This is a genomic window from Colwellia sp. 1_MG-2023 (genome assembly GCF_030546755.1).
GTDB lineage: Bacteria > Pseudomonadota > Gammaproteobacteria > Enterobacterales > Alteromonadaceae > Thalassotalea_H.
In genome coordinates this window covers 161,098-173,477 of the sequence record NZ_JAUOPE010000007.1, presented here as the reverse complement: position 1 = coordinate 173,477, position 12,380 = coordinate 161,098, and the positions used below count along the sequence as shown (strand labels likewise).

The window sequence follows — 12,380 nt, the reverse complement described above, 5'->3', positions numbered from 1 at the left end:
ACCATCTGGTACTATCGTCTTATCGAATAAACTTAGTAGAGTAGATTTAACTTCACTTAGTTTCATAAATATTACATTGAGAGTCAGTTAATGAGTCATTTTTCTATTGCAGGTATGCAACTGTCACTACCTTGTGGTGATAACTTAGCCATTATTGGTGAAGAAATTACAAAAACGAAAAAACGTTTTCCTTGGCTAGATATGATTGTTTTGAGTGAACTTTTAACTTATGGGCCCGAAAAAAAATATGCAGAGAAGTTGCCAAGCAAAGCTGAAAAATTTTACTGTGCACTCGCTAAAGAGCTGAACATTTGGCTTATTCCTGGTTCAGATTATGAGAAAGATGAAGATGAAATTTTTAACACTACCTCTGTGATTAATAATGAAGGTGTTGTGGTAAAACGTTATCGTAAAATATATCCATTTTGTCCTTATGAATCAGGCGTTTCTAGTGGCCAAGACTTTGTAGTTTTTGACGTTCCTCAAGGTCGAATAGGTGTCGCTATTTGTTATGATCTCTGGTTTCCTGAAGTTGCACGCAATCTAGTTTGTCTTGGTGCTGAAGTTCTTATTTATCCAACACTTACCGGCACGATAGATCGTAATGTTGAATTATCTATGGCACAGGCAACAGCAGCAATGAACCAGTGTTATGTATTTACTGTTAATGGTTTAGGTGATTTTGGCAATGGTAAATCCATAATCGTTGCACCTGATGGGAGCGTTATCCATCAAGCAGGTATAAATAAGGAAATATTTCCTGTTGAAATTGATTTTGCTTTGGTTCGTCGAAATCGCGAGCGTGGTCTACATGGCTTAGGACAACCACTTAAAAGTTTTAGAGATAACCCAATTACTTTTGCTTTTTCTACTGAAAATGAACGCAAAAACAGTGAGTTGAGAAAGCTTGGCCAGCTCACAATACCAAAAAGTAACCATCAAAACTAACGAATTAAACTGGACCTAACACAAGTCCGAAACTGGCACTATGTCATCAGGTTTGATTACTCTAACCTAAATTCAGTATAAAAATAAACCATGAGTTCTGAGGAATATGATGAAACATACAACATTTAATAAATCAGTAATATCAAGCGCAGTGAGTGCTGCATTATTAATATCTTTACCATCGTTAAAAGTGAATGCTGCCGAAGAACCAACGGCTGAAAAAGGTAAAATTGAAATAATTGAAGTTACCGCTAACCGCCGCTCACAAACGATTCAAGAAATTCCATATAATATCTCAGCCGTTTCTGGTAGTGAGCTTGAAAGCGCTGGAATTATTGATTCTTCAGATCTTATGCGAAATGTTGCTGGTATTACCGTTGTAGATCGTGGTTATCGAAATTCTGGAGCGGTTAATGGTGTTATTATTCGCGGTGTAAACGTTGATGGCGGCTCTAACGGAGATGTCGCTTTGTCTGCCGTTCCTACTGTCGCTTCTTATATTAATGATACGCCTATGTATGCTAATTTTATTTTAAAAGATGTTGCGATGGTTGAGGTGTTACGTGGACCTCAAGGGACATTGTATGGCTCTGGTTCATTGGCAGGTACTGTTAAATATAGAATGAATCGTCCTGAAACGGATGAATTTTACGGCTCAGCTAGTGCCAACTATGGTCAAACCGAAGGCTCAGATGGCTTTAATTTAAATACAGATGTCATGGTCAATTTACCACTTTCAGACAATTTTGCTATTCGTGCTAATGTTGGAAAAGTTGATAATGACGGTATTGTTGATTATTCAAATGTTTATAACTTAACTGACAATTCACGTGCTCCAATGGGATCGACTCCTCCTGCTAATTTTGACCCAAGTGGCGGTTTTGTTGCTTCGAGTGGTTATAATGCACCGGCAACTAATGGAGATCTAGCGACAGGTGGAAATACCTTTAGAAGTGTCAAAGATGCGGATAGCGTCGATATAACTTATGGTCGAATTTCAGCATTATTTGAAGCAACAAATGATCTGACCTTTTTACTCGCGCACCAGTTTCAAAGTGATGAAATAGGGGGGCGCCGTCAAGTGACACGAGGAACAAATTGGACTGATGGAAGTGAGCAGTCTTACGGTGATTATGAAAATGGTGCCGTATTATTAGAACCATCAGATCGTGATGTGTCATTAACTTCACTCGAAGTAGAATGGAATTTAGGCTTTGCTACGTTAACGTCAAGCTCTTCGCAATATACTCACGAAGGAAACTCAATCAGTGATAATACGGGATTTTATGCTCAAAATGATTGGTTCAGTGGTCTTTACTATGGCTCTCCTCGTCCTTTAGCCATGGCCGAACGTGGATATAAAGAAGAAGCTTTCGTTCAAGAATTACGCTTAGTCTCTAATGAACGTAACAATAATATTGATTGGGTGGTTGGTGCTTATTATATGGATCAAGACACGCTTTCTACTCAAGATAGTTATATGCCAGGTTATCAAGAATGGGCATTTTCAGCATTTTCAACGTGGTGGGATACCATGGGCGGATATGGCATGGTTTACACGGATAATGATTTTCATTATGTGAGAAATCAAAGCTTTAAAGATACTGCTGTCTTTGGTGAAGTTACGTATCACTTTTCAGATAAGTTACGCACAACCATTGGTGCCCGTTATTTTGATAATACATTTAATAATGACACAGTTCTTTCATTACCAATTTGGCCATTTTTAAGTGATGAACCAAATTTTGAAACAGATGAGAGTGACACATTATTTAAAGGAAATATTTCTTACGATTTATCTAAAGACACTATGTTATACGCTACTTACGCAGAAGGTTATCGTCGTGGTGGGGCAAATGCAGTACCATTAAGTGGCGCTTTAGAAGAAAGACCAGAATGGCAACAGTACACCTCTGATTCTGTTACTAACTATGAATTAGGTTTAAAGGGATACTTAGATGGAGGCGCCCATAGCTATACTCTTTCTACCTTTTTAATTGATTGGCAAGATCCGCAGTTAAATACTGCAACCACTTGGGGTTTTTTTGCGGTAGCCAATGGGCAATCAGCTCAAACGTCTGGGGTTGAATTGGAATTGCAAGGCTATCTAAGTGACGATTTACATTATGTTGTTGGTTATGCTTATGCAAAAGCAGAACTCACTGATGATTTTTATGCACCATCAGGCGCAAGTTCAACCGAAGCAACATATTTAGTTGCTGCTGATGGTACTCGTTTACCTTCCACACCAGAAAGTACCTTTAGTGTGTCATTAGACTACACCCATACATTGGATAATGATATGTATTGGATAACGCAAGTTAATGGTTATTACCAGTCAGATACTTTAAATGCCTTAGGCGAGGGGAAATATCAAGCAGATATTGATGCCTTTTCCATTTGGGGATTAAGTACCCGCATCAGTGCCGATAATTGGGATGTAACGCTTTACATTAAAAACGTATTTAACGAAGATGGCGTAACTGGGGTTATTCCTGAAAGTGCAATGGGGACCGATCCTGCTGAAAACTTTTTAGGTAATTCATCTAAAGATTATATAAGTCAGCCCCGAACTATTGGTTTATCGGCAAGCTATCAGTTCTAAATGATTACTAGCAACCGTATGTTGGTTTTGTTCGCTGACATCACGGTTGCTAGCGTTTACACAAAAAGTTATGTTGTTGTCACACTTTTTTACTTGCTGAGCCTGTATGCTTGATAATAATTCTTTTTCCACAAGCTTTCCTACTAACCCTGTTGATATTGAATCAAGGTTAGATCAAGCTTGGACATATATAAACGAAAGAAAAGTCTCTTTGGCGCAACAAGCCTGTCAAAAAATTAATCAAGATTTTCCAAAGAATGCTGATGGTTGGTACGCTACCAGCTTTCTAGACTTTCAGCTCAAACAATTTCCAACCGCAATTATAGCTATTGATAAGGCAATTGGTTTACAACCTCATAATTTTCAATGGCAGTACCAGAAGGTGACAACTTTATTATCTATGTCTGATAAAGTTCAAGCAATAAAGTTGGCGGAAAATCTTAAAAACCTAAGATTAACTAACAGCAAACAGTGTAGTGACTTTGCTGTTATGTTTACCCACTTAATGGATTATCAGCAAGCAAACTTCTATTACCAACAAGCACTCACAATTGTGATTGAAAAACAGCAACCAAAACAGTGTGCTCAACTTTATTTTAATTTAGCCTCTATTGAACGTTATCAAGGTGAAATTGAATTAGCTGAGCAACATCTCAATAAAGCTATTTCATTGAATCCACAAGATTTTGAAGCATACCTTTTACGCTCAAGTTTGAAAAAACAAACGCCAGTCAGCAACCACATAAAGCCGATTGAACAAGTATTATCTCAAGGTATCAAGCATCCCATTGGTAAAGCACAAATGCACTATGCCTTAGCAAAAGAGCTAGAAGATTTAGGCTTGTTTACACAGAGTTTTACTCAGCTTAATCATGGAGCAACCGTGCGTCGTGCTTATATGAAGTACGATGTTAAACATGATTTATCCACCATACAAAAGATCAGAACAACCTTTAACCAATCTCTTTTTAATAAGAAAAAAGGTTTATCGGTGTCATGTGATAATGATGAAGCTATTTTTATTTTAGGTTTGCCTCGCACCGGTTCAACCTTGGTTGAGCGAATAGTAAGTGGTCATCGAGATGTGTTTAGTGCAGGAGAGCTTAATAATTTTGCTTTATGTATGATGGACGAAGTAAAAAATACAACCAGTATCCCGCCTAATTCAAGACAGGCGTTAGTTGAGTTAACCAGCGAATTAAATTTTAAACGGTTAGGTGAAAATTACATCAAGAGTACTCGACCTGAAACTGGGCATACTAAGCACTTTATCGATAAATTACCGCTCAATTCTCTCTATATTGGTCTTATACATTTAGCACTACCTAATGCCAAAGTAATTCATGTTACTCGGCATCCTTTGGATACTTGTTATTCTATTTATAAACAACTTTTTACAAACGGCTATCCTTTTTCGTATGACCTAATTGAGTTGGCGCAATATTACATTGAACATCACAAAATGATGCAGCACTGGTATAGCATACTCCCAGGGGTTATTCATCAAGTAGCTTATGAAGATGTCGTAAATGACTTAACCACAGAAGCAAAAAAGTTAATTGCTTTTTGTCAACTTGACTGGCAATCAACTTGTAGCGATTTTCAAAATAACACTGCACCGTCTACTACAGCAAGTGCCACACAGGTACGACAAAAAATTTATAAAAGCTCTCACGGAAAATGGCGTCAATTTGAAAAAGAGCTTTTACCTATTAAACAATTATTAGAGCAAGCAGGTATTTGTTGTGATTAGTCAGCACCTGTTAGGAGCATTTAATGTCAGAACAAAATATTAACCCTCAGCCTATGCCTTCACAAGCAACAGACTATTTTAATAAAATTAAAGTATTACCCAACAGTATTACTGCACGGATTATCTTGGCGTTTTTAACAACGGCAGGTATTTTTTATATAAATATTATGCCTGCTGTGGTTAATGGCTTAAAAGAGGGATTAGCCTTTACCAGCCAGCAAGCCGGTTTTGTTAGCTCTGCAAATTTATATGGTGCTGCCATTGGTGCACTTGCGGCAGTATTTTTAATTAAACGAATACGTTGGCAACGATGGTCTTATGTATTATTACTCGCACTTATTGGCATAGACACATTATGTATTTTTATTACCGAGCCCAATACTATGATCGCTATCAGAGCAATCCATGGCTTAACCGGCGGTTTATTAGTAGGAATAGGTTTTGGTATTATATCAAGGACCTCTGAAGCAGATAAAACTTTTGGCTATCTGCTGTTAATTCAATGGGGTCTAGGCGGGTTGGGGATCATGTTTTTACCTGGTTTGGTGCCTGATTATGGTACCAGCGCACTATTTATTTCTTTAGTCACCTTTACTGTCGTTACATTGGTTATGCTACCTTTCCTCCCAAATTATTCTATCGCTAAAAAAGATGATTCAACAATCGAAAATCAGCATGTAACTCCTTTAGTTTCTCGTTTACCACTTATGCTAAATCTATTTGGAATATTTTTATTTCAAGCAGCAAATATGGGATTGTTTGCTTATATGATCAGCTTAGGTAAAGCAGACGGTCTCTCGGTCAGTTTTATGAGTAACGCTTTAGGTGTCGCTAGTTGGGTAGCGTTATTGGGAGCATTGTTAGTTATCCTTATAGGTACTAAATTTGGCCGAACGGTACCACTTGTGAGCGCTATATTAGTTACGGCGTTTTGTAGTTGGTTACTTCACTTTAGCAGCAATGAAATGATTTATTTGGTTACTAATATTGTCATTGGAATAACCTGGGCATTTGTTTTACCTTATTTATTTGGTATTTGCTCTGAGCTAGATAAAAGTGGCCAAATGGCCGCGCTTGGTGGCTTTGCGTCGAAAATAGGATTAGCGTCAGGACCTATGGTTGCTGCGCTTATGCTAAACGGCGAAAATTATCAGCAAGTTATTAATTTTGCAGTAATTGGACTGGTGATTTGTTCAATGATGATTTTCAAGCCAGCGAGAAGTTTGGATAAGCATTAACGAGGTTGTTTACTTAAATCCCTTGAAAGTTCAGTTGCAATTAACATTGAGTCGCTTGAAGTCATTTGGGGCATTGTGCTTGTACTAAAATTACCATGGTACAAGCACGTAAAATGTGCAACCGGTGCCAATAATAGAAAGTGTGCACAGTAAAATGTTTTATAAATCCAGATATCAAGGACAGACATTACTTATATTATTAAAGACATCCGTAACGGTTCGCGATACACCAAGCGCACCACTGTCTGTCATTTGAGTAATGATGACTTTAGGCATAATTAAGCTCGTATGACCACCAAAACCAGAAAGCATAGGCACTTGGGTTAAAGCGCCACAAGCACTCATTGACGTTAAGCTACCAACATGTAAACGCCAGAAACTATTGTCATAGTGTAAAAAATCAATATTAGCGAACAAGCCTTTGACTTCCCCAGTGAGTACTTCATTAACCATTGTCGGATCTAATAATCCGTCAGTCACACCTTCATCTCGAATGTATTGAGCAATACGCACCACATCATTTAATGTCGCTGAAAGACCATAGCCAGCCCAAGCATCTTGACTGTCAGAGGTACGTTGCGTGCCTTGTATATAATGACTTAAACCAATTTTTTGATATAACGGAACTAAGATATCATTGAAGGCTTCTTTATCATTGCCCAACCTATTTTTTACATAAGCTGATGCTGCGTAGCCAACTAATTCAGTATCGCTAGTGTGATACACACTCAAAGTACCTGGTGACACTTGTTGCGGCCAAGCATTACAGGCAAAATTAGCACGGGCGACTCTGGTTGACTCTAGAAAATAACCATTTAGTTTCTCATGGCTGTTTTCATCACTTTCAAAAGCAGACGATTGATAATTTCCTGTCGCCATATCAAGTGCATTTTCAATAGTTACTCCATGCCAACGACTATCAGAGCACTCAGGTACTAAGTCTTGAATTAAACTGTGTTTAAAGCCGGGATATTGCTTTTCTAAGGCAGCAACCACCATAAAACCATGAATGGTTTTCGTAAATGAATAGATGCCAATTGTTTTGTCAGCACAATATGGGTGCTCACCATGGCGAGTATTACAGCCTTTGCTGTAGCTAATATTATTAACCAAAATACTATAACCATTTAAGTCTGCTTCATCCATGGCATAGGCATAATTAGCTAAATCAACGCCGGGGTAATCGCTCGCTAGCTCAGCTAACGGTTTCGAAGGAATCCTTGCAGCTTCTTCAATATTTCTGTCAGTAATCACCTGCCCCTTATTTTCTATTGAATAATTATCGTATTCGGCGGTTAAAGTGCCGTAAAACTCAAATCCATAAAATAGACAGGTTTCAGCAACATTTTGCACGTGAACATTCGAAATAGAACCATCACTTTTAAAGAGAAATGTTGCTAAGCCATTTGCTTCACAGTTTTGATTATTTTCTTTTATCGTGTAAGGAAAGGAAGCTCTACTATAGCCATTGTCATCGGCTTCATCCCAAACAGCTCCTACACCAGCAGTGATAGACCAAGCCCCATTGCCGATAAAACCATGACTTCTATCAATTGGAATTAAGCGTTCTTTGTCTTGCACAAAAGCATATGAAAATTCAGGCCATTGCTCATATCCCTTGGGTAAGTCTTCAACCGAGCCATATTTTTGTTTAAATTTAGGCGTTCCTGTAATCGTTAAACGCCCTTCGAAAATATTGCTCGCTTTAACTGCATTGTTAGGTAAAAAAGCTTTTGTTGAGAAGATCTTGTCACTATTTGCATTTAAATAATCATAGCTTGCTTCGACTCTTTTAGGCTCTGTAGTAGGTGTGGGGACTGCAGGTGCAATGGCATCAGGTGAGACTTTTTCACTCGAACTACTGCCGCAGGCATTTAAAAGCAATAGACTAAAAAGAGCAGCCGATCTTAATATATTCATTTTAATACCTAAATATTAGAAAATTTTTATGCGTTAACGGACGTTAATTCGTTGTTATCATACAAAATCATAAAGATTAAATGATAAACTTGTAGTACCAGATAACACGGTTTTATAGTGCCAGTTACGCGTTATTCTTATGTGTATTCTAGCGACTAATCGCGCTTTTTAAGCATTGAAAAAACACATCAGTAATTAATTCATTCGTGCCTTTTTTAAGTCGAACCGCCTTAAAGGGATTTTGATAGCCATAACGTTCAATAAACAAAGGCTTCATTTTATTATTTAGCCCCCAATTAGAAACAATATGTTTAGGTAAAATACCAAGGTAAGCCCCACTCAAAATGAGTGTCGCCCTTGCTTCTTGATGATGCGCTATAGCTGTTTTATTCCATAACTCCATATCTGAATGAGGCTCACGTCCACGCATCAAACGAGGAGATTCGACAAAATGATAGTGCTGTAATTCTTGTGGCGATATTTCTTCTTGATTAAAAAGGGGATGTCCCTGAGCGCAGTAGACAAGCATCTCTTCAGAAAATAAAGCTAAAGATTCAAATTCATTAAAGCGCTCAGATAATACCGTGACACCAATATCAACGTTTTTATTTTGAACGGCGGTTGTTACTTCATCAGAACTCATGGTGCTTATTTTTACTTCAACATCGGGAGCCATTTCAGTAAATGCTTGCAAAGCGGTGATCATACAAGAGTCATGAACACTCAACATATGCTCAGCAAAGGCAATGTGTAAGTATCCTAGCAGGCGGTGATGTGATTGATTTATTGTCGCACGAAATTGTTCAAGTGCAGCCATTAACTCTACCGTCGCATTATAAACAACCAAACCATGCTCTGTTAACTTAAAGCCGGCGCGACCACGGTCACATAAATGCATATCCAATCTATTTTCTAAGTCAGCAATATAGTTAGAAATTGTTGAGTTAGCTAAATTGAGTGGGATTTCTGCAGCACTAAATCCTCCAAAGTCTACTACCGCTTTAAATACATTTAGCAAACGTATATCAATATCGGCAAGTTGTCTTGAAAGCGCCGCTTTCTTTTTTCCCATGATAATCCTTACATTGATTGTGTATTTACATTTGTATATCCAATTATAAATAAAGACAAGTAATTATATAAATGAAATTATTATCCTTTTATGCTCAATGTAAATTTAAACCATCAAGCGATGTTATTTATGAACCCAATTATCTATCCAACAAGCAATTTGAAAAAATCGAGTGACTTTATTATTGAGCGAGGAAAGGGAGTGTATGTTTATGATAATAAAGGGAATAAATACTTAGAGGCTATGGCTGGCTTATGGTGCGCTTCATTAGGGTATAAGAATCAAGAATTAATTGACGCCGCTAACGAGCAAATGAGCAAACTGTCATATTCACATATGTTTGGTGGTAAAACTCATCAAGTAGGTATTGATCTAGCAGAAAAATTATCAGCCATGGTGCCAATGAACAATGCCAAAGTCTTTTTTGGTAACTCAGGTAGTGATGCCAATGACACCCATATTAAAATATTGCGCTATTACTTTAATGCGATTGGACAGCCGCAAAAATATAAAATAATTGCTAGAGAGCGATCGTATCATGGGGTCACTATCGCTTCTGCATCATTAACAGGGCTTCCTGTAAATCATACCCATTTTGACTTGCCTTTTGATGCTTTAGGTGTTTTGCGAACTGATGCACCACATTATTATCGTGGTGCTCAAGCACATGAATCTGAAACTGAGTTTGTTGATAGGATCACTCAGAACCTAGAAAAGCTTATTATTAAAGAAGGCCCTGAAACTATCGCTGCATTTATTGTTGAGCCTATAACCGGCGCTAGCGGCGTCATTGTTCCTCCTCAGGGATATTATGAAAAAGTACAAGCTATTTTAGCCAAATACGATATTTTATTTTGGGCGGATGAAGTCATAACAGCTTTTGGCCGAACTGGAAACGATTTTGGCTGTAATACGATGGGAATAAAAACACCTGATTTAATGACCTTAGCTAAACAACTTTCTTCAGCTTACATGCCTATTAGTGCTTCACTTGTGAGTGACGATATCTATCAAGCGTTAGTTGAACCAAGTAATAAAGTTGGGGTGTTTGGTCATGGATATACTTATTCTGGCCATCCTGTAGGTTGTGCTGTCTCGTTAAAAACGTTAGAAATTTATCAGCGAGATAATATATTTGAACGAGCAGCTCTGCTTGGCGATTATATGCAAGCTAAATTACAAACGTTAAAAGATCATCCGTTAGTGGGTGAAATAAGAGGTAAGGGCATGATTGCCGCTGTTGAATTAGTTGCGAACAAAAAAACAGGTTTAGCATTTCTAAATGGCGATATTGGTAACTTTGCCATGAAGTCATGCCAGCAACTTGGCATGATCACGCGAGCTATAGCGGGATCGTCTTTGGCATTTTGTCCGCCTCTGATCATTACAGAGTCACAAATTGACGAGATGATAGTGATATTACAACAAGCCCTTGATGAAACACTTATATTCGCATCAAAAAATAACTATATTGTTTAACAGGCTTAGTTATTTCAACCCTAACTATTTAAACTGTCAGAAAAGCGTAGATAAACAACATCGTTGGCAAAGGTAAAATAAAACCGAACAGTATGGTCTCGCACCATTCAATTGTTCGATAAAATTTGTACCATTGTTTATTTTGCACTTTCGAAGATGGTAATACTTGGAAGAAGAAAATAAATGAAGCGATGACTAACGCTTGTAATGCCGAGAATAAAACCATTATTGCCAGCCAAACCAGTAAAGTAGGTGTGGTTTGACTCACTTGATATTGTAATATCAGAAAGAGTAAAAATGAAAAAACACTCCAAGCCAGCAAGTTCCAGCGGTATTCTGCTAGCGAAATCGCAATATTATTAAATACATCTGGGCTTAACCAAAACTTCATTTGTCAGGCTTTTCCTTTTTAAAAAGTGCTATGATAATGTTAACATTTTTCTAGTCACTTGATTTAAGTATAAATAAACTAATGAAATTAACCATTAAAAAACCTTTATTTTTCATTCCATTATTGCTTTGTTCGTTCATTACGCAAGCAAATATTGGTGGGCAAGTGTCAAGCAATACCCAAGATAATCATGTTACTATTTTACCGAAAACAGCAAGTGGTCAGCACGCTAAAGCTGAAGTGAACAGTAAACTTATTCATGTTCGTCCAGGACAAGCACGTGCATTAAGGGCAATTGAACAGGCTAAGTATCAAGTGGATGATATAAAAATGTTGGTATTAGAAATACAAGAACTGTCTGATAATACCGGCTTGAAATATTTGGCTGGCATCGTAAATAAAGCGGATATTGAACAATACCTCAATAAGATGCGGGTGATTTTGGGCGATGAATTTGAAGCATATCGACATCATCAAAGCGCTCGAGATCACGGATCTTTTCACGTTACCTTAGTTAACCCCTACGAATATCAAGCATTAGCGAACAAAGATGCTGCTGTTAATCAAAAAATTCGTGTTCAATTACATGGTTTAGGGCGTGTCAGCCAAGGAGAACATACTGCTTATTTTGTTGTGGCAAGCTCCTCTGATGGCCAATTTTTGCGTCAAAAATTATTACTGCAAAATAAAGACTTTCACGTGACACTTGGCTTTAAGTCACAAGATGTTTTTGGTGTTGCGAAAGATCAAACCGCTTTAATTAAATAATTCCCCCTTTATGTAATAACAACATTAAGTGTTTATGTTATTGAAGCATTAAAGCCCTATATTTTATGGCTGAACAAGAGAAAGAACGGCATTTTATCCGGTTAATTTCATCATTTTTTAAATAAATAATTGTGATACTTTTGTGATTATTTTGTGAAATCTAAACAATATTTCCTTTGCATACTGATGGCGAATGCAAAATATAA

At 37.5% G+C, this 12,380-nt stretch carries 9 protein-coding genes; 6 read left to right on the top strand and 3 right to left on the bottom strand.

Annotation, left to right across the window (positions count from 1 at the left end):
* Nucleotides 1-90: 90 nt before the first annotated feature.
* The 4 genes from Q4493_RS10240 (at nucleotide 91) to Q4493_RS10225 (ending at nucleotide 6,544) form a co-directional block, all read left to right on the top strand.
* Nucleotides 91-948, top strand: coding sequence for a carbon-nitrogen hydrolase family protein (locus tag Q4493_RS10240; protein WP_303452230.1), 858 nt, complete (start codon nucleotides 91-93; stop codon nucleotides 946-948).
* Between the two features lie 109 nt (nucleotides 949-1,057).
* Nucleotides 1,058-3,553 (top strand): TonB-dependent receptor, encoded by a 2,496-nt coding sequence (locus Q4493_RS10235; protein ID WP_303452228.1) that lies wholly within the window; start codon nucleotides 1,058-1,060, stop codon nucleotides 3,551-3,553.
* A gap of 106 nt (nucleotides 3,554-3,659) precedes the next feature.
* The gene (locus tag Q4493_RS10230; protein ID WP_303452226.1) at nucleotides 3,660-5,306 is read left to right on the top strand and encodes a tetratricopeptide repeat-containing sulfotransferase family protein; all 1,647 of its coding nucleotides are present in this window, start codon (nucleotides 3,660-3,662) and stop codon (nucleotides 5,304-5,306) included.
* Between the two features lie 23 nt (nucleotides 5,307-5,329).
* Nucleotides 5,330-6,544: an MFS transporter gene (locus Q4493_RS10225; RefSeq protein ID WP_303452223.1), complete on the top strand. Its 1,215-nt coding sequence runs from the start codon at nucleotides 5,330-5,332 to the stop codon at nucleotides 6,542-6,544.
* 174 nt (nucleotides 6,545-6,718) lie between these two features.
* On the opposite strand, the gene Q4493_RS10220 is transcribed toward Q4493_RS10225, so the two are convergent.
* Nucleotides 6,719-8,464: a hypothetical protein gene (locus Q4493_RS10220; RefSeq protein WP_303452222.1), complete on the bottom strand. Its 1,746-nt coding sequence runs from the start codon at nucleotides 8,462-8,464 to the stop codon at nucleotides 6,719-6,721.
* 148 nt (nucleotides 8,465-8,612) lie between these two features.
* On the bottom strand, nucleotides 8,613-9,536 hold the full coding sequence (locus Q4493_RS10215; RefSeq protein ID WP_303452220.1) for a LysR family transcriptional regulator: 924 nt from the start codon (nucleotides 9,534-9,536) through the stop codon (nucleotides 8,613-8,615).
* A 129-nt stretch (nucleotides 9,537-9,665) separates the two neighbouring features.
* On the opposite strand from Q4493_RS10215, the gene Q4493_RS10210 reads away from it, so the two are divergent.
* A complete protein-coding gene (locus Q4493_RS10210) occupies nucleotides 9,666-11,015 on the top strand; it encodes an aminotransferase (RefSeq protein WP_303452218.1) in 1,350 nt (449 codons plus the stop codon).
* Nucleotides 11,016-11,043: 28 nt separating this feature from the next.
* Here Q4493_RS10210 and Q4493_RS10205 read toward each other — a convergent pair whose 3' ends face one another.
* Nucleotides 11,044-11,406 carry a hypothetical protein gene (locus tag Q4493_RS10205; RefSeq protein ID WP_303452216.1) on the bottom strand — a complete coding sequence of 121 codons (363 nt, stop codon included), beginning with the start codon at nucleotides 11,404-11,406 and terminating at the stop codon, nucleotides 11,044-11,046.
* Between the two features lie 81 nt (nucleotides 11,407-11,487).
* Here Q4493_RS10205 and Q4493_RS10200 point away from each other — a divergent pair, with 81 nt between their 5' ends.
* Complete coding sequence (locus Q4493_RS10200; protein WP_303452214.1) at nucleotides 11,488-12,174, top strand: hypothetical protein; 687 nt, start codon at nucleotides 11,488-11,490, stop codon at nucleotides 12,172-12,174.
* The last annotated feature ends 206 nt before the right edge of the window (nucleotides 12,175-12,380 follow it).

Bases quoted from the DNA above. Each gene is read 5' to 3' on its own strand.
- Q4493_RS10235 (WP_303452228.1), top strand. From the start codon at position 1,058: ATGAAACATACAACATTTAATAAATCAGTAATATCAAGCGCAGTGAGT.
- Q4493_RS10205 (WP_303452216.1), bottom strand. From the start codon at position 11,406: ATGAAGTTTTGGTTAAGCCCAGATGTATTTAATAATATTGCGATTTCG.
- Q4493_RS10225 (WP_303452223.1), top strand. From the start codon at position 5,330: ATGTCAGAACAAAATATTAACCCTCAGCCTATGCCTTCACAAGCAACA.
- Q4493_RS10220 (WP_303452222.1), bottom strand. From the start codon at position 8,464: ATGAATATATTAAGATCGGCTGCTCTTTTTAGTCTATTGCTTTTAAAT.
- Q4493_RS10200 (WP_303452214.1), top strand. From the start codon at position 11,488: ATGAAATTAACCATTAAAAAACCTTTATTTTTCATTCCATTATTGCTT.
- Q4493_RS10230 (WP_303452226.1), top strand. From the start codon at position 3,660: ATGCTTGATAATAATTCTTTTTCCACAAGCTTTCCTACTAACCCTGTT.
- Q4493_RS10215 (WP_303452220.1), bottom strand. From the start codon at position 9,536: ATGGGAAAAAAGAAAGCGGCGCTTTCAAGACAACTTGCCGATATTGAT.
- Q4493_RS10210 (WP_303452218.1), top strand. From the start codon at position 9,666: ATGAACCCAATTATCTATCCAACAAGCAATTTGAAAAAATCGAGTGAC.
- Q4493_RS10240 (WP_303452230.1), top strand. From the start codon at position 91: ATGAGTCATTTTTCTATTGCAGGTATGCAACTGTCACTACCTTGTGGT.